Consider the following 20,263-nt stretch of genomic DNA (forward strand, 5'->3'; position numbering starts at 1 on the left):
CCTGCGTATCAGGGGAGTGATACGCTCGGAGGATTTTCATGTTCGTGGCTTTGGAGCCGCGCCGGCTTTATCGCCAGGTCGCGGAGCAGATCCGTGCGCTCATCGAAACGGGTGAATTGAAGCCGGGCTCACGGCTTCCGCCCGAGCGGGAGCTCGCAGACCGTTTTTCGGTCTCAAGACCGACTGTCCGTGAAGCGCTGATCGTGCTCGAGGTCGAGGGGCACATTCAGATCCGCATGGGCTCTGGTGTCTACATCAGCAGCCGGCCCGGGCCGACCCTGCATGCGATCGACCATGATGACAGCGAAGGACCGCTGGAAATCCTGCAGGCGCGCTGCCTGATCGAAAGCGGCATCGCGGAAGAGGCCGCAAGGCTTGCGACGGCGGAAAGTCTCATGCGTATCGACGCCATCCTGGACCGCATGGAGGGCGCACTGGACGATGGCGCGGTGGCGCTGGCGTGCGACCGCGATTTCCATACGGCGATCGCCGACATCATCGGCAATTCGGCGCTCAAGCACTTTACTGGCCTGATCTACGATTCGCGCATGTCGCCGTATTTCAAGAAGCTGGCCAGCTATTTCGAGGGGCCACATACCTGGAAGCTGGCGCTCGAAGAGCACCGCATCATTCGCAACGCGATCGCAGCCCGGGACCCTGACGGTGCCCGAGAGGCCATGCGGCGCCATCTGACGCTGGCGCAGAGGAGATTCTCGGAAAGCTTTGAGGAGGAGCCGACCAGAGAAGACTGACCGTTCAGGCCTTGCGCCGACGGTTTTCCAAAGAGTTCTGTTTCAATGGGAGGAATACATGAAACTGACACTTAAGACGCTTCTTGGAGCAGCGGCAGTGATTGTCGCGTCCACGGTCTCGGCCCATGCCGAGACCGTTCTGAAATGGGCCCATGTTTATGAAACCTCGGAGCCCTTCCACACGGATTCCGTCTGGGCGGCAGAGGAGATCGCCAAGCGAACCGAAGGCCGGTACAAGATCGACGTCTTTCCGGCTTCGCAACTCGGCAAGGAAGCCGACATCAACCAGGGTCTCAAGCTCGGCACCGTCGACATCATCATCTCAGGTTCAAGCTTTGCCGCACGCGACCACAATCCGATCGGCGTCACCTACTATCCCTATATCTTCCGCGACCCGAGCCATCTCCTGGCCTACACGAAGAGCGACGTCTTCAAGAAACTGACCGCCGGCTATGAAGAAAAGACCGGCAACCATATCGTCGCCGTCAGCTACTACGGAACGCGGCATACGACCTCAAACCGCCCGATCGGCAAATGCGCCGACATGGAGGGCTTGAAGATCCGCGTGCCGGATGTGCCGGCCTATCTGGCAATGCCGCGGGCCTGCGGCGCTAACACAACACCGATCGCTTTTGCGGAAGTTTATCTCGCTCTGCAGAATGGCACGGTCGAAGCCCAGGAAAACCCGCTGACGACGATCGAGGCCAAGAAGTTCTACGAAGTCCAGAAGAACATCGTGCTCACGGGCCACATCGTTGACCACCTGAATACGGTGGTTTCCAAGACCCGTTGGGCAAGTCTGTCGGATGAAGACAAGGCGATCTTCACCGAAGTGATGCTGGAAGCAGCAGCCCGCACGACAAAGACCATCGAAGCCCGTGAAATGGCGCTCGTTGACGAGTTCAAGGCGAAGGGCATCACAGTTACCGAAGTCGACAAGGCTGACTTCGAAGCGAATGTCATCGCCAAGGCGAAGTTCGAGGACTTCGGCTACGACAAGGCTGATTGGGAAGCCATCCGCGCCATCAAGTAATGGCGCCGTCCCGGCGCCTGTCCGGCGCCGGGACCCATTTTCAAATCATAGAGAATTGGAGCCGACCCATGACGGAGCACCCGCACGCGCCGATCAGTGTGGAGGAGATGGCGCATGCTTTCGAGGAGGAAGCCACGCCAATTGATCTATCGCATCACGCCATCGAAGACTGGGTAACGCTGGCCGTCTTCTGGGGCATGGGCCTAGCCGTATTTCTGCAGTTCTTTACACGCTACGTTTTGAACAACAGCTTTTCCTGGACCGAGGAAATCGCAGCCAACTGCCTCGTCGTGGTCGTCTTCATGGGGTCAGTCATGTGCGTGCGCACCATGCGGCATATCCAGGTGGACCTGCTCTACCGCTTTCTGCCAACGCGGGCGGTCAGGGTGCTCGAAACGGTCGTCGATGCCATCGGCATCGCCTTCTTCGCCTACATGACCTGGTTGATGTGGCGCTATCTGGAGATTGTCGGCGGGGAGCGCATGGTCACCGTGGACCTGCCACGTGGCATCGTCTTCTATACCGTCTTTGCAGCCTTTGCGCTGATGTCTGTCCGCTCCATCCATAACCTCGTCAAGGATCTGACGGGGACGAAAACCGCGCGCCAGAGGGCGCAGGAAGACATTCACGCAGGGGGGATCTAGACTATGCTGCTTCTCATCGGTTCCTTTCTGTTTCTGTTGATCCTCGGCACGCCGGTTGCGGTCTCCATGGCCGTCGCATCACTCGCCTATCTCGTGATCTATGGCGTTGCCCCTGACATCATCGCGGCCCAACGCATGATCGCCGGTGTCGAGAGCTTCCCTCTGATTGCGGTGCCCTTCTTCATTCTGGCCGGCAATCTCATGAACATTGCCGGGGTGACGGGCCGCATCTACAAGTTCGCCCTGTCACTCGTCGGCTGGATGAAGGGTGGCTTGGCACAGGTCAACATCATCGGCTCCGTGGTTTTCTCCGGCATGTCCGGAACGGCGCTTGCCGATGCCGCCGGCATTGGGACCATCGAAATCAAGGCCATGAAGGACCATGGCTATCCGGTGGAGGCCGCCGTTGGGGTTACCGCGGCCTCGGCCACTCTGGGTCCCATCTTCCCGCCATCTCTGCCCTTCGTCATTTACGGCATGATGGCCAATGCCTCCATCGGGGCGCTGTTCATGGCTGGCATCATTCCAGGGGTCGTCATGACGATCCTGATGATGCTGACGGTTTACATCTTCGCCAAGCGCAAGGGCTGGGGCTCTGATACCCCATTCGAGCTGAAGCAATTGCTGGCTGCCTCGCTGGAAGTGGTGATCGTCCTCGCCTTCCCTGGCGCCATCTACCTGATGATCCTGGCGGGAATGTCGGTCAATATCGCGGTGCTGATCGGACTTGCGGTTCTCGTGGCGCTCGACTGGTATTTCGACTTTTCCGCGGTCATGGCGCTGATGACACCCGTGCTGCTGATCGGCGGCATGACGATGGGCTGGTTCACGCCGACAGAGGCGGCCGTCGCTGCTGTTCTATGGTCGCTGTTTCTCGGGCTCGTCCGCTATCGGACCATGACGGTGAGGACGCTGGCTAAGGCCTCGTTCGACACCATCGAGACCACGGCCTCGGTGCTGTTCATCGTCACCGCCGCGTCGATATTCGCCTGGCTGTTGACGGTGAGCCAGGCAGCGCAGCTGTTCGCAGACTTCATGTTCAACCTGACTGACAACTGGTGGATGTTCCTGATCATCGTCAACGTCCTTTTGTTGGTCGTCGGCGCCTTCCTCGATACGATTGCCGCGATCAGCATCCTTGTGCCGATCCTGATGCCGATTGCGGCCCGCTACGGCATTGATCCGGTACATCTCGGCGTGATCATCACGCTCAACCTCATGATCGGGCTTCTGACCCCACCCGTCGGCATGGTACTTTTCGTGCTGTCGCGCATCTCCAAGCTGTCGGTGGAAAAGACGACGCTGGCCATCCTGCCCTGGATGATCCCGCTGTTCCTGGCGCTCGGACTCATCACCTTCATCCCAGCCATCACCATGTGGCTGCCGACGCAACTCGGTCTGATCCGTTGATCTGCCGGTCCGCACTGGCGGGCTGATCTCGGTCTTGAACGAAAGGTCTCTGTGCGATGCAAACTCGCGTTGCCCGCCTTCATGCTGAGCGCGACCTGCGCGTTGAGCATCTCGACTATTCGACATGTCGAGCTGGAGAGGTTCGGCTTGCCATGGCGGCAGGCGGCATCTGCGGCTCGGACCTGCACTATTACCAGGATGGCGGCTTTGGCCCGGTCCGTGTCCGCGAACCCATCGTCGCCGGTCACGAAGCCTCCGGCTTTGTGGAGGAAATTGGCGACGGTGTTTCAGGTCTTGAACTTGGGCAACTTGTGGCGGTCAATCCGTCCCAACCCTGCGGCCAGTGCCAGTATTGCCGGATCGGGCAACCCATTCACTGCCTGGACATGCGCTTCATGGGCTCGGCCATGCGCTTGCCGCATGAAGACGGCATGTTTCGCGAGCACTTGGTCGTGCCCGCCATTCAATGCCATCCGGTGGGTGGGGGCGTCACACCGGGAGAAGCGGCCTGCGCAGAGCCGCTGGCGGTCTGCCTCCATGCAATCGCTCAGGCCGGCGATCTCAACGGCAAGACCGTTCTTGTCACGGGCGCGGGGCCGATCGGTCTCTTGACCGTGGCCGCCGCGCATTATGCAGGTGCCGGCCAGATCGTGGTCACGGATCTGGCCGACTCCGCCTTGTCGCGTGCGCTCTCGATGGGCGCCACGCAAGCCATCAATGTAAAAAGCGAGCCGGACGGTCTTCTGCCCTTCACGGAACACAAGGGCTATTTCGACGTGGTCTTCGACTGCTCAGCGGCTGGACCTGCCCTGCGCTCCGCGTTTACTGCGATCAAGCCGCGGGGCATTCTGGTCCAGGTCGGCGTGACTGGCGACGTCACCATTCCCCTCAACGCACTGGTCGGCAAGGAAATCGTCTGGCGTGGCTCGCAGCGGTTCCATGAGGAATTCTCTGAGGCCGTCGCCTTGATCTCGACGCGCGAGATCGATGTGCGTCCGATCATTTCCCACAGTTTCCCACTCGATGCGGTGGTGGAGGCATTTGAACAGGCCGGTGACCGCTCGAAGGCCTGCAAGGTGCAGATCACATTTCAACAGACGGATAAAAGCCTAAAGGACGAGAGATGAGACATACCTGGCGCTGGTTCGGCCCCATCGACAAAGTCAGTGTGAGAGATGCGGCGCAGGCCGGCGCCGAGGGCATCGTGTCCGCACTGCACCACATCGCGACCGGCGAGGTCTGGCCGGAAGACGAGATCGCCAAACGGCATGACGCGATCCGGGCCGGCGGTCTGGTGTGGGATGTGGTCGAGAGCATTCCGGTGTCCGAGGACATCAAAACGCAGACCGGCGGCTGGAAGCGCCACATCGCCAACTGGCAGGAAACGCTCAGACGCCTGTCGGCCTCGGGCATACGAACAGTCTGCTATAACTTCATGCCGATCCTCGACTGGACGCGGACGGATTTGCGGTGGGAGACGGGTCACGGCGCCAAAGCCATGCGCTTTGATCTCGTCGATTTCGCAGCTTTCGACATCCATATCCTGAACCGCCCCGAGGCTGCCGCAGACTATCCGGACTGGCTGACCGACGAGGCAGCACGGCGTTTCTCCGGGATGGAGGATGCCAAGATCACGGCCCTCGGCAAGAATATCGGTGCCGGCCTGCCGGGCTCTGCCGATGGCTACACACTCGAGCAGTTGCTTGAGAAGCTCCGCTCCTATCAAGGCGTCAACCGCGAACGGCTGCAGCAAAACCTCGTCGATTTCCTGAGCGAAGTCGCGCCGGTCGCCCAGCAGGTCGGCATCAATATCTGCGCACACGGCGATGATCCACCCTGGTCGCTGCTCGGTCTGCCGCGCATACTTTCAACAGAAGCCGACTATGCGCATATGCTGGATGCCGTTGATCTCAGCGCCAACGGCGTAACCCTCTGCACCGGATCACTCGGCGCGCGCCCTGACAATGATCTGCCTTTTCTTGCCAAGCGCTTTGCCGACCGCATCCACTTCGTCCACCTCCGCAACGTGACCCGCGACACCGACACAGTCCCCTGCTCCTTTTTTGAGGACGAACATCTGGAAGGCGGGACCGACATGGTGGCTGTCATCGCAGCCTTGATCACGGAGGAGGCAAAACGGCGCAAGGAAGGGCGTGAAGATCACCAAATTCCCATGCGCCCCGACCATGGACAGGAAATCCTCGATGACCTGACGCGTGGGGCACAGCCGGGCTACCCCGCCATCGGCAGGCTCAAGGGCCTGGCAGAGCTTCGCGGCATCGAGCGCACGCTGTCGCATGCCCAATACGGGCTGGGAGGCTGATGATGCAAAGGCTCTCCAGCACCACAGGTCTTCCGGATCGGGTTCGTCAACCGCAATTTGACCGGACGAAACTGAAGCCCGGCATCGTACATATCGGGATCGGCGCCTTCCACAGGGCGCATCAGGCAGTGTTCACGCAGCATGCTCTGGAAGCCGAATTCGGACCCTGGGGCATCATTGCCGTAAACCTGCGCTCGTCCGAGCCGGTCGAAGCGCTCGCAGCACAGGATGGCCTCTATTCCATCACTACGCGGAGCGAGGCGGGCGATCAGTCCGAAGTCATCGGCGCGACTGTCGACTGGATCTGTGCCGCTAATGATGGCGCCCGGGTGCTTTCAGCCCTGGCCGATCCGGCGATCCGTGTTGTGACGCTTACCGTGTCGGAGAAGGCCTATGGTCTTGATCCGGCAACGGGCGGGTTGGACCACGCTCATCAAGCCATTGCCGCGGACCTTAAGTGGCCAGATGCGCCCGTTGGTGTGCTGGGCTTTCTCGTTGAGGGGCTTGCCCTGCGGCGCGCTGCAGGGCTTGCACCCTACACGGTTCTCTGTTGCGACAATCTGCCATCCAACGGCAATGTCGTGCGTCGCCTGGTTCTGGAGATGGCCCAGCTGCGCGATCCCGCGCTGGCCGATTGGATCGCCGATAAGGGTCGGTTTCCCTGTTCCATGGTCGACCGGATCGTGCCCGCCGCCACCGACACCACCCGGCTTCGTGCCGAGAGACTGCTCGGAGCCCTGGACGCACTGGCAATCGATACGGAGCCATTTTTGCAATGGGTCATCGAGGATGACTTCGTTTCCGGTCGCCCCGCCTGGGAGGCCGGCGGCGCAATCTTCGCCGGGAATGTCGAGCCCTATGAGAAGATGAAGCTACGATTGCTCAACGGTACGCATACGCTGCTCGCCCATCTCGGGATCCTTGGAAATCTCGACTATATTCGCGACGTGATGGCCGTACCGCATCTGGCGGCAAAAGCGCGCCTGCATATGGAAGAGGTCGCCTCGACGCTCGATCCGGTGCACGGCATCGACCTTGCCGCTTACATCGACGATCTTCTGGCACGCTTTTCCAATCCGACAATCGACCATCGCAATATCCAGATCGCGCTCGATACCACGCAAAAATTACCGCAGCGGCTTTTGGCGCCCACCGTCGACATGTTGGCGAAAGGTCAGACAGCGGGCGCGACGGCCTATGCAGTGGGGGTCTGGATGGCATCGGTGAAGAAGCGAGGTGATTGCGGTGATCCCCGTCGCAGCGAGGTGATTGCGGCGGCGGCAAGCATGGGCGCCACCGACCCCTCCGCACCGTTTTTCGCAATAGCTGGTCTATTCCCGCAGGAACTGATCGATGCACGCGACTGGCGCGACAGGATAAACGCAGCGATCCTGTCGTTCTAGCTGATCAGGGCGAAGACATGGAGAAGCGGGAAGAACAGACTCGCAGCTAAAGGTCATCGAGGCCTGCCCGCGCAGCAGACGATTGGGCTAGGTCGAGCGCAAAGCGTCGACCTGCGCGGAGGTCAGCGGCCTTAAGCGTTCGCCTCGCAGCATCAGGAAGAGCTTGGCGGTCTCTTCCAGCTCCTCCATCGCATACTGTGCTTCTTTCAAAGTCTTGCCCGCAACGACGGGGCCGTGGTTGGCCAGAAGGACCGCATGGCTATGTTCAGCCCTTTCGCGCACGGCTTCGGCGAGCGCTGCATCCCCTGGCGGATAATAGGGGGCCATCGGCAGGCGCCCGACCCGCATCACGTAATAGGCCGTCAGCGGCGGCAGAACGTCATCGGGATCAAGGCCGTCAAGAATGCTGACAGCGACCGCATGGGTGGAATGCAGATGAACGACCGCGCCCGAGCTTTCCCGCGCGCAATACATGCATTGGTGCAGGAAGGCTTCCTTGGTCGGCTTATCACCGCCGACATGCACGCCCTCGGCCGTGAATTTCGACAGTCGGCCGGGATCGAGCGACCCCATGGAGGCATTGGTCGGCGTCATCAGCATTTCGCCATTCGAGAGCCGCGCGCTGATATTGCCGGTCGAGCCGAAGGTGAAGCAGCGATCGAAGAGGGATTTGCCGACCTCGGCGATCTCGTCGCGCAGGCGGGTTTCCTCGGAGACAATGGATGTCATGGCAGGAGGTCCCAGGCCTTGAGGAAGAAATCGGGTGCACCGAAATTGCCGGACTTCAGCGCCAGCGCCATCGGCTCCGTCTGTCCGAGAGTCAACGTCCAGGGCACACCGGGATCGATCTCGGGACCAATGAAGAGCGCGTCGGGTGCCAGCGCACCGACCACGGCACCCGAGGTCTCGCCACCGGCGACGATCAGGCGGCGGACGCCAGCGGCCTTGAGGCCGAGCGCGGTCTCGGCGAGGAAATGCTCGATGAGCGATCCGGCCCTCTCGCGACCGAGGGCAGCCTGGGCTGCCTTTACCTCGTCCGGTTCGGCACTCGAATAGATCAGTGGTGCCCGTGCCGACTGGCCGAGTGCCCAGAACAGAGCCTGCTCAACCCGGAAACGTCCCTCGGCGATCTCGATAGGATCAAGCTTGAGCGCGGGCACGCCCGCCTCGATCGCCGTGCGGATCTGGCTGCGGGTCGCTTCCGAACAAGACCCGGCAAGGATCATCGACCGTCCCGCCGGCGCGGAAAAGGCGAGCGCCTCTCCAGAAGAGCGCAAGCGGCCGGCGCGACGGAAATTTTCAGGCAGACCGAGCGCTATACCGGAGCCGCCGGTGATCAGGGTCAGTCCGGCAGCGGCCTCACCGATCACCCGGAGATCGGCATCGGTCAACGCATCGACGACCAGCGCCTGTTCGCCCTTGTCACGCGCAGCTTCGAAGGCTTGCGCGACGGCTGAAGCTCCCTGCCCGACCGTTTCACGGGTCACCAGCCCCACCTTCAGCTGCGACTGGCCGGCCATCAGGCGAACCAGCGAGCCGTCGGTCATCGGGGTCAGCGGATGATTGCGCATCGGGCTATCGGACAGCAGCTGGTCGCCGACAAACAGATGGCCCTTGTAAATGGTTCGGCCATTGGCCGGGAAAGCCGGGCAGACAATCGTCAGATCCGTGCCGAGCGCCTGCATCAGGGCTTCGGTGACGGGACCGATATTGCCGACGGGACTGGAATCGAAGGTCGAGCAATATTTGAACAGGAACTGCTTCGCACCCGCCGCCTGCAGGAAGGAAAGCGTCTCGAGCGACATGGCGACAGCTTCAGCTGCAGGATTGGTGCGCGACTTCAGCGCAACCACCACCGCGTCGACGCCCGAAAGATCAAGGCCGGCCTTGGGAACGCCGATCGTCTGGATGGTTCGCATGCCCTCCCGTGACAGCATCAGGGCAAGGTCGGTGGCTCCGGTCAGGTCGTCGGCAATGGCGCCCAAAAGCATGGTAGTCTCCGGTGAAGTGGCGCGCGGTCAGGCCGTTGCGCCGTCGATGATGGCGAATCCGGTATCGATGATCTGAGCTTCGCCCGGCCGTTCGGCCTGAGCGAGCAGCGCTTCGACCGCTGTCTTGCCGATGTTGAAGCGGTTCGAGCGGACCGTCGACAGAGGCTTCGGCAACGCCTGGCCGATCTCCAGTCCGTTGAAGCCGAAAAGGGCGACCCGCTCCGGCACCGGGATACCGGCGCCCAGACAATGCATGAAGCCACCGACCGCCATGTCGTCGTTCGAGAAGACGACGGCATCGGCCACAGCGCCATCGGCGAGCAGACCGGCCAGCGTGTCGCGGCCGGCAATCGTCGAGCTCGGACCGTCATGGCGCTTCTCGACGGAGAGCGACAGGCCGGCTTCAGCCAGCGCTTCGCAGAGGCCGTCATAGCGGGCGCGGGCGCGGCGGTCGGCTGTCCAATCGTGACCGACATAACCGATACGGCTATAGCCGCGCCGCACCAGATGCTCGGCTGTCGCGCGACCGGCCCGTCGATGAGACAGGCCAACCGCGAGATCGATCGGCGTATCGTCGATGTCCATAAGTTCGGCAATGCGAATGCGGCTGTTCTCCAGCATGCGGCGCGCAGCGTCTGTGTGTTCGAAGCCTGTGGTGATCAGGGCTGTCGGCTGCCAGGCGAGCAGCGAGGAGACGAGTTGCTGCTCCTTGCCGAGGTCATAATCGGTGACGCCGATCATCGGCTGATAAGGCGTGTCGGCGAGACCGGCATGGATGCCGCGCAGCACCTCAGGAAAAACGATGTTGGAGAGCGACGGCAGGATCACGCCAATGATCAGCGACGCCGAGGAGGCGAGCGAGCCGGCCGCGCGATTGGGCACGTAGCCGAGCGTGTCGATGGCGTCGAGAACGCGCTTGCGGGTTTCCTCCGCAATCGAGCCCTTGTTGCGGATGACCCGTGACACGGTGTTCTCGCTGACATTCGCCAGGCGAGCCACATGAGTGAGCGTCGGCGTCTCCGGCTGCATTTGTTTCGTCTCCTCCCCTGCCGCATTGCCCGATTGGCCAAGACGGCGACACGCGATCTGCTCTTCAGGACCGTGCCATGAACTTTATCTCAGCGCTAACATATTTCGCTTGATCGTGGCTAGAGGATGTGCTTAAAAAATTATGTTAGCGCTGAGATTAGCGCTTTCTGGGAGATTACACTTCGGGAGGAGTTCACCGTGAGAACCTTTAACAAGGCCGCGCTTGCCGCGTCGGCCGCGATGCTCTGCGTCTTCAGTTTCAGTTCGGCCGTCCGCGCCGAAGACACCCATCGTCCGGAGTGCTTCTCTGCAGCACCCGACAATGCCAAGGTCATCAAGTACGAGAAGCGGGATGGCCCCTACAAGGTTGCGTTCGTCAACGGCTTCGCCGGCAATGACTGGCGCGTGACCGCCATCCAGGGCGCGAAGGCCTGGGCGGCCCGCGAAGAAAACAAGGCAAAGCTGTCCGAATTCACCGTCGTCTCGGTCGGCAATGACAGCGCCGCCCAGATCGCTGCGATCGACAACTTCATCGCCGCCGGCTACGACGCGATCACCTTCATCGCCGTCAACCCGACCGCCTTCTCCTCCGTCATCAAGCGCGCCGAACAGGCCGGCACAGTGCTCGTGCCCTTCGACAACGTGCTCGACACCGATGCCATCGTGCAGGTGAACGAAAACCAGTTCGAGCTCGGCGCGATGAAGGCGGAAGCCGTCGTGCGTGAGATCGAGAAGGCCAAGGGCAAGGTCGAGGGCAGCGTGCTCGAAGTCTCCGGCCTGCCGGGCAATGCGACGGACCGTGACAACCATCTCGGCATGCGCTCCGTGCTCGACAAGCATCCTGGTCTGAAGGTCGTGCAGGTTGTCGGCAATTGGGATGCCGGCACCGTGCAGAAGGTCACCGCCGACGCGATCGCCACCAATGGCAACTTTGACGGCGTCATGGTCCAGGAAGGCACGATCGGCGCACTGAACGCCATGAAGAATGCCGGTCACCCGGTCGTTCCGATCGGTGGCGATGCCGGCAACGGCGCCCGCAAGCTGATCGCTGAAGGGAAATATCCGGGCCTCACCGCAGCCCAGGCGCCCGTCATGTCGGCCGTGGCACTCGAAGCCGCCGTCTCGCTGCTTGAGGGCAACAGCCTGCCACAGAAGGTCTTTCTGCCGATCCCGAACAAGGACAACGCAGAACTGAAGGAAGGAACGGACTACTTCCCGAACCTGCCGGATACCTTCTACACCGCGACTGGCTATCCGAACTGCTTCCCGGTCTTCACCCCGGAAGAGCTGCTCGGCCAGACCCCCGACAATACCTGATCCTCCCGGCTGGACGGCGGTGCCTGCCCCCTTAAGGCGCCGCCGCCCGGTCAATACTAGGACATGCCAGAATGACGACAGCTCCATTCATCGAGCTTTCGGGGATTTCGAAGTCCTATGGGCCGATCCAGGCCCTGAAGACGATCGATTTCTCCGCCCGACCGGGCTCCGTGCACGCCATCCTCGGCGAAAACGGCGCCGGCAAGTCGACACTGATGAAACTGCTTTCCGGGGTCATCCAGCCGACGACCGGCGAGATGCGCCTCGATGGCCGGCCCATCCGGTTTTCCGGAACGCGACAGGCGTCTGCCGCCGGTATCGTCTGCATGTTCCAGGAACTGTCGCTCCTGCCGACACTCTCTGTCGGCGACAACATCACGCTTGCCCGCCCGCAAACACGCTTCGGCTTCATGCTCGCCAAAGCCTATGAGGAAGCCCGTGCAGCCCTCGACCTGATCGGTGCCGAGAGCATTTCTCTCGACACGCCCGTGGAGGAACTCTCTCTCGCAGACCGGCAGCGGGTGGAAATCGCCAAGGCGCTCTACCAGAAACCGCGTCTTCTCATCCTCGATGAGGCCACCTCCGCACTCGGCGCCTCCGCCGTCGAGAAAGTGTTCACCGTCATCCGCAAACTGCGCGACGAAGGTTGCTGCATACTGTTCATTTCCCATCGTTTCCACGAGGTCGAGGCCCTCGCCGACACGATCTCGGTGTTTCGCGCCGGACAGCATGTCCACACCTTCCCGGCAGGCACGATCGACAACCAGAGCATCGTGTCGCTGATGATCGGCGAGACCATGGACCGGCTTTTCCCGCCACCGCGTTCGGCGGTGCCTGCGAATGTTGCACCGCTTCTTTCCATCAAGGACTTGTCCTTCGCCGGTGAACTCTTCGATGTCGGCTTCACGGTACGCCCGGGCGAGATCTATGGTCTCGGTGGCCTCGAAGGCCAGGGCCAGCAGCGCGTGCTCGAAGCGATCTTTGGCACACTCTCGGGCGTCAGCGGGTCGATCGAGCTCTCCGGCAAAGTCTATGAGCGCCGCTCGCCGCATCGGTCGAAGTCACCGGAGATCGGCATCGCGCTGGTTCCCGAAGATCGCAAGACAGAGGGCATGATCCAGCCGCTGTCGATATCAGACAACATGCGGCTTGCCGGCATCGGACTTCACGCCGACAGCGAAGCGCTCGACGCCGGCTGCCTAGCCCTTCTCGAACGCCTCGAATTGACCTATGGCCAGCTCTCCGATCCCGTCATGTCACTGTCGGGTGGCAACCAGCAGAAGGTGCTGCTTGCCAAATGGCTGGCGCTTGGACCACGCTGCCTGTTGCTGCTCGATCCCACCCGCGGCATCGACGTGAAGACCAAGGCGCAGATCTACCGCCTGCTCACCGACCTTGCCGGACAGGGCATCGCGATCGTCATGCAGTCGACGGATTACGAAGAGCTCGTGCATCTCTGCGATCGGGTCGCAGTCTTCTATCGTGGCCGCATCGCGCGGGAACTCAGCGGAGACACACTGACGCCTGAAAACCTGATTTCAGCCGCCATGGGCCTCAGCACTGCCCCATCAGCGCCGGAGACCGTGCAATGACCGCGCTCTACATCCGACGCAACCTGCGCGTCATTATCCCGACCATCGCCTTCGTATCTCTTTTTGTCCTCTACATCGCCACGCATCCGCGGGGGCTCTCCACCTATGTACTGACGATCTGGTCCAACCAGTCCGCGCTCCTGGTGTTTGCCGCCTTCGCTCAGTTCTTTGTTGTCCTGGTACGCGGCATAGACCTCTCGGTCGGTGCGGTCGTGGCGCTGACCAATGTCACGGCTTCCTTCGTACTCGCCGGCGATGGCGGCTCGCTTTTCCTCGGCATGGCTGCCGTGCTGCTGGTCGGCATGTCCTGCGGGCTATTCACCGGCCTCTTCGTCTGCTTCGGCAACGTGCCGCCGATCGTCGCGACCCTCGCCACCGGCGCGATCTATTCCGGCATCGCGCTTTACCTCAGGCCGACGCCAGGCGGCGGTGTAAACTCCGAGCTTTCCGATGCCTTCACCTACGCGATCGGCCCTATCCCGACCTCTCTGATACTAATCATTGTCACCGTGCTTGTGATCACCATCGTGCTGCGCAAGACGAGTTTCGGCATGGCGCTGAAAGCACTTGGAGCCAACGAGCATTCGGCGCAGCTCACCGGCATCAACACGACATCCATGCGCATCTCCGCCCATGTGCTGGGCGGGCTGATGGCCGGCATGGCGGGGCTTTATGTCTCCATGGTCACGATGACCGGCGATGCCGGCATCGGTCCGACCTACACCCTGAACTCGATTGCCGCGATCGTGCTTGGCGGCGTGTCGCTTGCCGGTGGTATCGGCACGGCAGTGGGCGTCGCCGTCGGCGCCATGCTGTTGAAGACAGTCGCCTCGCTGATGTTCTTCTCCGGCCTTCCTCCCCTCGCCCAGCCCTTTTTCGAGGGGCTGATCCTGGCGCTGGCGATTGCCTTCGGCTCCGTCGGCGTGCTGCGTGTCCGCAACAAACTGAAGTTGTTCGCCCAATGACCGACCGCGCGATATCAGGGCCATCAAGGCCAAGCCTTCCCGTTGATCCCGCCGTTCTCGTCGTTGCCATTGGCTGCGGCCTGCTGCTGGCCGCCGGCGGGACCATTCTGCCGACATTTCTGACGGCGGGTTATCTCCTGCAGCAACTGCAGATCGCTTCTTTTCTAGGGATCATTGCCGCAGGTGCCACGCTGGTCATCCTGCTCGGCCATATCGACCTGTCGGTGCCGGCCGCAATCACGGCAATTGCCATTGTCACTACGACGGTTGCCGGCTCGCAGGATCCGACGCTTGCCACACTCGCCATCCCGATCGGGCTTGCGACCGGCGCCCTGATCGGCTTGATCAACGGCATCGGCGTCGCCTTCCTGCGCCTGCCGTCGATGGTCTGGACGCTGGCGATGAACTCAATGCTGATCGGGTCCGTGGTCTTCTTCACCGGCGGCTTCAAGCCGCGCGGCATGGCTCCACCACTCTCGATCACGCTGTCACTCGAGCGCAGTTTCGGCATCCCCAACGCCTTCCTATTCTGGCTGGTGGTGATGGCGGCGATGTTTTACCTGCTGCACCGGACAGTCTACGGCAAATATCTGATCGCCATGGGTAATTCGGAAAAGGCCGTCTACCTTTCCGGCATTCGCGTGCGGCTCGTTGCCACCCTCACCTTCGTGGTCGCTGGCGTCTTTACGGCCATCGGCGCCATCCTGCTCGCCGGCTATGCCAACCAGGCCTATCAGGGCATGGGCGACCCCTATATGCTGCCTGTTATCACCGCTGTGGTCATCGGGGGAACGTCGATCATGGGAGGCCAGGGTGGATATGGCGGCACCATCGTCGGGGCAATCTTCATCACCCTTCTTTCCTCTATCCTCTCTGTGCTGCAGATGCCGGAAGCCTTCAGGCAGATTGTCTTCGGTGTCATCATTCTGGCCATGCTTTTGATCCGTGGCTACAAAAGGAGCTTTCGCTGATGTCTCACCTTCCGTCCGTCGCCGTCGTCGGCCTCGGCTCCATGGGCCTCGGCATGGCGCGCTCGCTGGTCCGGGCCGGTCTTGCGGTGCGTGGCTTTGACATCAGTGCCGATGCCCTGACAGCGCTTGAAGCCGCTGGCGCCGCCGCTACCAAAAGTCCCGCCGATGCGGCAACCGGCGCCGACATTGCCGTCGTCGTCGTGGTCAATGCGGCACAGACCGAGACCGTGCTGTTTGCCGAAAACGGTGTCTTATCTGCCATGAAGCCCGGCGGAGTGGTGATCGCCTGCGCCACCATCTCGCCGTCAGAGGCCAAGCGCTTTGCCGCCCGCGTCGAGGAAGCTGGCCTTCTTTATGTCGATGGTCCGATCAGCGGCGGCTCGAAAAAGGCCGAAGCTGGTCAGCTGACCTTTATGGCCTCCGGCTCGGAGGCAGCCTTTGCTGCAGCACGACCGGCGCTCGATGCGATGGCGGGAACAGTCTACGAACTCGGTGACCAGCCCGGCATCGGCTCCTCGTTCAAGATCGTCAACCAGCTGCTGGCAGGGGTACACATCGCTGCTGCCTGCGAGGCGATTACCTTCGCCAAGAGTCTCGACCTCGACATTTCACGCGTCTTCGACGTGATTACCAAGTCGGCCGGCAACAGCTGGATGTTCGAAAACCGAATCCCGCATGTGCTGGAAGGCGATTACACGCCGCACAGCGCGGTTGCGATCTTCACCAAGGATCTCGGCATCGTATCCGATATTGGTCGCCAGACGAAGTTCCCTCTGCCGATCGCAAGTGCTGCGCTTCAGCTCTTCATCATGACCGAGGCCGCCGGCATGGGCCGGGACGACGACAGCTCGGTGGCGCGCCTGCTCGCGAAGGTTTCCGGCCTCAAGCTGCCCGGCATGGAAGACGAGGACTGACATGCCCAAGTTTGCTGCCAATCTGTCGATGATGTTCAACGAGGTGCTCTTCCTCGACCGTTTCGCGGCCGCAGCCGACTGCGGCTTCACAGCGGTGGAATATCTCTTCCCTTACGACCATCCGGCCGAACTCGTCGCCGAGAGGCTGCAGGCTGCGGGCCTTGCCCAGGCGCTGTTCAACATGCCGCCCGGCGACTGGGTGGCTGGCGAGCGCGGCATGGCCGCACTGCCCGGACGCGAGGCGGATTTCGCAGCAGCCCTGGATATGGCCATCGCCTATGCCAAGGTCATCGGCACGCCGCTTCTGCACATGATGGCGGGAATTGCACCGGCCACCGATCCGGCCGCGATCGTCACCTATCGCAACAACCTGAAGCGCGCGACCGACCGCACTGGCGAGGCTGGCATCGGTCTCGTCATAGAGCCCATCAACGGTCGCGACATGCCGGGTTATTTCCTCAACGACTTCAACCGCGCAGTCGACTTCATCGGCGAAATGGATACGGCACATGTGAAGCTGCAGTTTGATGTCTATCACCGGCAAATCCTGCATGGGGACGTGATTATGGCGCTGCGGCAGATGGCGCCAATCATCGGTCATATCCAGATCGCCTCGGTGCCGGAGCGGCACGAACCTATGACCGGAGAGCTCGATGACCGCAGGATCTTCGGCGAGATCGATGCGGTCGGCTACCTCGGTTATGTCGGCTGCGAATATCGCCCGGCTGCGGGTACCCGCGAGGGGCTTGGCTGGATGAACAAACTCTAATCTTGTCGGGAGCTTGGGTGGAATGCGTTACACGGATTGGTTCGAGATCGTTGACCCGGCGTTCAAATCGCTGATCCTGCCGAATGTGCATGTCGACCAACTCTACACCGGCGGACGCTGGCTGGAGGGGCCAGTCTACGTGCCGGCGGCACGCCATCTGCTCTTCTCGGACATCCCGAACAATCGTGTCCTGCGATACGACGAGGTAAACGAGACGGTCGCGATTTTCGAAGCTCCGTCCAACTTTGCCAACGGCCATACTCTCGATCGTGAAGGACGGGTAATTTCCTGCGAGCACTTTACTCGGCGCATCACTCGCCGAGAGCATGATGGTAGCCTGACAACTATGGCCGAGAGTTTCGGCGGCAAACGGCTGAATTCGCCAAACGACGTGATTGCGGACAGCAAAGGCAATATCTGGTTCACCGATCCAAGCTATGGCATCTCGACCCCTTATGAGGGGTCACTCGCGGAAAGCGAAATCGGAAGCCAGAACGTCTATCGGCTCACGCGTGAAGGCCAGCTTGAAGCAGTCATCACCAATTTGCAGCAGCCGAACGGACTCACCTTGTCGCGTGACGAACAGACTTTGTACGTGGTCGACAGCGGTGTTCAGCCGGCTAAGCTCATGGCCTATGCTTTGGATACATCGGCGAAGCCAGCCTCCGGTCGTGTGTTTTCCGAGTGCCCTAACGGCATGTATGATGGCCTTCGCATTGATCATGCAGGACATGTATGGACGAGTGCGGGCGATGGCGTCCATTGCCTTGGGCCTGATGGGACGCTCATCGGCAAGATCCTGATTCCCGAGACAGTGAGCAATGTTTGCTTTGGAGGGCGGGAGAAAAACCGGCTCTACATCACTGCCACGCGATCCCTGTTCGCTGTCTACCTCAATGCGAGAGGCTAGCTTGAGGAATTGACGGAGCCTAGGAAACGCAAAAAGCTCCTCGTGTTTTGCGAGGAGCTTTTCAGTATATGGCGGTTTTTTTTTCGAGATTTTGGTTGCGGGGGCAGGATTTGAACCTGCGGCCTTCAGGTTATGAGCCTGACGAGCTACCGGGCTGCTCCACCCCGCGCCAAGAGCGCAACTATTATTGTTGCGCTTGAGAGTTCTTACCAAGCAAAAAGGGCCGCTTTATGCGGCCCGATGTTTTCGGCTTGGGCCGATTGTGTCTTGAGAAGATTGTGGTTCTGCGGTGAGCAAAACGTGAGGTATTTGCTTTTACAAAACCTGACAACATTGCCTTTAGCAGACCTGGCAGCGACCTACTCTCCCGCGTCTTGAGACGAAGTACCATTGGCGCTGGGGCGTTTCACGGCCGTGTTCGGAATGGGAACGGGTGCAGCCACCCCGCCATGACCACCAGGTCGGCTAAGGGCAATGTTGTTGAGAAGCTGGTACAGGGATTACCTGTTTGTCTTTTTGAACACGTATTTGGCATCATCGCCCGGTTTTGTCCGGGCCGATGAGCATGGTCAATGAGAACGATCAAGCCAATCGAGCTATTAGTAACGGTAAGCTTCATGCATTACTGCACTTCCACACCCGTCCTATCAACGTGGTCGTCTTCCACGGCTCTGATAGGGAATACTCGTTTTCAGGTGGGTTTCCCGCTTAGATGCCTTCAGCGGTTATCCCTTCCATATATAGCTACCCTGCTATGCCCTTGGCAGGACAACAGGTCCACCAGAGATATGTCCATCCCGGTCCTCTCGTACTAGGGACAGATCCTGTCAATATTCCTACACCCACGGCAGATAGGGACCGAACTGTCTCACGACGTTCTGAACCCAGCTCACGTACCGCTTTAATTGGCGAACAGCCAAACCCTTGGGACCTGCTCCAGCCCCAGGATGCGATGAGCCGACATCGAGGTGCCAAACAACCCCGTCGATATGGACTCTTGGGGGTCATCAGCCTGTTATCCCCGGCGTACCTTTTATCCGTTGAGCGATGGCCCTTCCACACGGGACCACCGGATCACTATGACCGACTTTCGTCTCTGCTCGACTTGTCAGTCTCGCAGTCAGGCGGGCTTATGCCATTGCACTCGACGACCGATTTCCGACCGGTCTGAGCCCACCATCGCGCGCCTCCGTTACTCTTTCGGAGGCGACCGCCCCAGTCAAACTACCCACCATACACTGTCCCGGATCCGGATGACGGACCGCGGTTAGACATCCATGACGATAAGGGTGGTATTTCAAGGATGGCTCCACAGAAACTGGCGTCCCTGCTTCAAAGCCTACCACCTATCCTACACATGCCGACACGAATGCCAGTGTAAAGCTATAGTAAAGGTGCACGGGGTCTTTCCGTCTGACCGCAGGAACCCCGCATCTTCACGGGGAATTCAATTTCACTGAGTCTATGTTGGAGACAGCGGGGAAGTCGTTACGCCATTCGTGCAGGTCGGAACTTACCCGACAAGGAATTTCGCTACCTTAGGACCGTTATAGTTACGGCCGCCGTTTACTGGGGCTTCGATTCAAAGCTTGCACCTCTCCTCTTAACCTTCCAGCACCGGGCAGGCGTCAGACCCTATACGTCGTCTTGCGACTTCGCAGAGCCCTGTGTTTTTGATAAACAGTCGCTACCCCCTGGTCTGTGCCACCCCATTACACTTGCGTATAAAGGGGTCACGCTTCTTCCGAAGTTACGCGTGCAATTTGCCGAGTTCCTTCAACATAGTTCTCTCAAGCGCCTTGGTATACTCTACCTGACCACCTGTGTCGGTTTCGGGTACGGTCTGTACGGTGGAGCTATTTCCTGGAACCGCTTCCTCGCCCATTCAATCCAATAAGAATGAACAAGTTACGCGATCCGTCACTACCACCAGGCCCACGAATATTAACGTGGTTCCCATCGACTACGCATTTCTGCCTCATCTTAGGGGCCGGCTAACCCTGCTCAGATTAACTTTAAGCAGGAACCCTTGGTCTTTCGGCGAGGGGGTCTCTCACCCCCTTTATCGTTACTCATGTCAACATTCGCACTTCCGATACCTCCAGGGCCCCTCACGGGTACCCCTTCACAGGCTTACGGAACGCTCCGCTACCACTTGCAGTAAACTGCAAATCCTCAGCTTCGGTGCATGGCTTTAGCCCCGTTACATTTTCGGCGCAAAGACCCTTATTTAGACCAGT

Annotated in this window: 17 protein-coding genes, 1 tRNA gene and 2 rRNA genes (1 of these 20 running past the window's edge); 14 read left to right on the forward strand and 6 right to left on the reverse strand. The window is 60.5% G+C overall.

Going from position 1 to position 20,263, the window contains the following annotated elements; genetic code table 11:
- Positions 1-38 precede the first annotated feature (38 nt).
- From SJY08_RS18705 to SJY08_RS18735, 7 genes are all read left to right on the forward strand, one after another.
- Positions 39-752 (forward strand): FadR/GntR family transcriptional regulator, encoded by a 714-nt coding sequence (locus SJY08_RS18705; RefSeq protein ID WP_377277521.1) that lies wholly within the window; start codon positions 39-41, stop codon positions 750-752.
- A gap of 58 nt (positions 753-810) precedes the next feature.
- On the forward strand, positions 811-1,785 hold the full coding sequence (locus SJY08_RS18710; protein ID WP_054149300.1) for a sialic acid TRAP transporter substrate-binding protein SiaP: 975 nt from the start codon (positions 811-813) through the stop codon (positions 1,783-1,785).
- 68 nt (positions 1,786-1,853) lie between these two features.
- The gene (locus SJY08_RS18715) at positions 1,854-2,429 is read left to right on the forward strand and encodes a TRAP transporter small permease (protein ID WP_054149299.1); all 576 of its coding nucleotides are present in this window, start codon (positions 1,854-1,856) and stop codon (positions 2,427-2,429) included.
- Between the two features lie 3 nt (positions 2,430-2,432).
- On the forward strand, positions 2,433-3,839 hold the full coding sequence (locus SJY08_RS18720; RefSeq protein ID WP_069042692.1) for a TRAP transporter large permease: 1,407 nt from the start codon (positions 2,433-2,435) through the stop codon (positions 3,837-3,839).
- Between the two features lie 56 nt (positions 3,840-3,895).
- The gene (locus SJY08_RS18725) at positions 3,896-4,966 is read left to right on the forward strand and encodes an L-idonate 5-dehydrogenase (RefSeq protein WP_377277524.1); all 1,071 of its coding nucleotides are present in this window, start codon (positions 3,896-3,898) and stop codon (positions 4,964-4,966) included.
- Complete coding sequence (gene uxuA / locus SJY08_RS18730; RefSeq protein WP_377277526.1) at positions 4,963-6,162, forward strand: mannonate dehydratase; 1,200 nt, start codon at positions 4,963-4,965, stop codon at positions 6,160-6,162. The genes SJY08_RS18725 and uxuA overlap by 4 nt, the downstream gene beginning before the upstream one ends.
- A complete protein-coding gene (locus SJY08_RS18735) occupies positions 6,162-7,565 on the forward strand; it encodes a mannitol dehydrogenase family protein (RefSeq protein WP_377277528.1) in 1,404 nt (467 codons plus the stop codon). Before uxuA ends, SJY08_RS18735 begins: the two co-directional genes overlap by 1 nt.
- Positions 7,566-7,652: 87 nt before the next feature.
- Here SJY08_RS18735 and otnC read toward each other — a convergent pair whose 3' ends face one another.
- The 3 genes from otnC to SJY08_RS18750 are packed head-to-tail and all read right to left on the reverse strand — an operon-like array spanning position 7,653 to position 10,585.
- Complete coding sequence (gene otnC / locus SJY08_RS18740; RefSeq protein WP_377277530.1) at positions 7,653-8,294, reverse strand: 3-oxo-tetronate 4-phosphate decarboxylase; 642 nt, start codon at positions 8,292-8,294, stop codon at positions 7,653-7,655.
- A complete protein-coding gene (otnK, locus tag SJY08_RS18745; protein WP_377277532.1) occupies positions 8,291-9,556 on the reverse strand; it encodes a 3-oxo-tetronate kinase in 1,266 nt (421 codons plus the stop codon). The genes otnC and otnK overlap by 4 nt, the downstream gene beginning before the upstream one ends.
- Before the next feature lie 27 nt (positions 9,557-9,583).
- Positions 9,584-10,585 carry a LacI family DNA-binding transcriptional regulator gene (locus SJY08_RS18750; protein ID WP_377277534.1) on the reverse strand — a complete coding sequence of 334 codons (1,002 nt, stop codon included), beginning with the start codon at positions 10,583-10,585 and terminating at the stop codon, positions 9,584-9,586.
- A 198-nt stretch (positions 10,586-10,783) separates the two neighbouring features.
- Between SJY08_RS18750 and SJY08_RS18755 the strand changes: the two genes are divergently transcribed.
- The 7 genes from SJY08_RS18755 to SJY08_RS18785 all read left to right on the forward strand — a co-directional run bounded on the left by SJY08_RS18755 (position 10,784) and on the right by SJY08_RS18785 (position 18,023).
- Entirely contained in the window at positions 10,784-11,902 is a 1,119-nt protein-coding gene (locus SJY08_RS18755; protein WP_377277536.1) for a sugar ABC transporter substrate-binding protein, read from the forward strand.
- A 71-nt stretch (positions 11,903-11,973) separates the two neighbouring features.
- The gene (locus tag SJY08_RS18760) at positions 11,974-13,494 is read left to right on the forward strand and encodes a sugar ABC transporter ATP-binding protein (RefSeq protein WP_377277538.1); all 1,521 of its coding nucleotides are present in this window, start codon (positions 11,974-11,976) and stop codon (positions 13,492-13,494) included.
- Complete coding sequence (locus SJY08_RS18765) at positions 13,491-14,459, forward strand: ABC transporter permease (RefSeq protein WP_377277540.1); 969 nt, start codon at positions 13,491-13,493, stop codon at positions 14,457-14,459. The genes SJY08_RS18760 and SJY08_RS18765 overlap by 4 nt, the downstream gene beginning before the upstream one ends.
- Positions 14,456-15,430: an ABC transporter permease gene (locus tag SJY08_RS18770; protein ID WP_377277542.1), complete on the forward strand. Its 975-nt coding sequence runs from the start codon at positions 14,456-14,458 to the stop codon at positions 15,428-15,430. Before SJY08_RS18765 ends, SJY08_RS18770 begins: the two co-directional genes overlap by 4 nt.
- Entirely contained in the window at positions 15,430-16,344 is a 915-nt protein-coding gene (gene ltnD, locus SJY08_RS18775) for an L-threonate dehydrogenase (RefSeq protein ID WP_054149287.1), read from the forward strand. Before SJY08_RS18770 ends, ltnD begins: the two co-directional genes overlap by 1 nt.
- Before the next feature lies 1 nt (position 16,345).
- Positions 16,346-17,113 (forward strand): 2-oxo-tetronate isomerase, encoded by a 768-nt coding sequence (otnI, locus tag SJY08_RS18780; protein WP_377277545.1) that lies wholly within the window; start codon positions 16,346-16,348, stop codon positions 17,111-17,113.
- Positions 17,114-17,135: 22 nt separating this feature from the next.
- Positions 17,136-18,023, forward strand: coding sequence for an SMP-30/gluconolactonase/LRE family protein (locus SJY08_RS18785; protein ID WP_377277547.1), 888 nt, complete (start codon positions 17,136-17,138; stop codon positions 18,021-18,023).
- 92 nt (positions 18,024-18,115) lie between these two features.
- Here the strand turns inward: SJY08_RS18785 and SJY08_RS18790 are convergent.
- From SJY08_RS18790 to SJY08_RS18800, 3 genes are all read right to left on the reverse strand, one after another.
- A tRNA-Met gene (locus tag SJY08_RS18790) sits at positions 18,116-18,192 on the reverse strand.
- A gap of 177 nt (positions 18,193-18,369) precedes the next feature.
- Positions 18,370-18,484: ribosomal RNA gene (gene rrf, locus SJY08_RS18795) — 5S ribosomal RNA — on the reverse strand.
- Positions 18,485-18,601: 117 nt separating this feature from the next.
- Positions 18,602-20,263 (reverse strand): 23S ribosomal RNA (locus SJY08_RS18800) (it continues 1,137 nt past the right edge of the window).

Origin of the sequence: Rhizobium sp. R86522 (genome assembly GCF_042466255.1) — a bacterium.
GTDB lineage: Bacteria > Pseudomonadota > Alphaproteobacteria > Rhizobiales > Rhizobiaceae > Allorhizobium.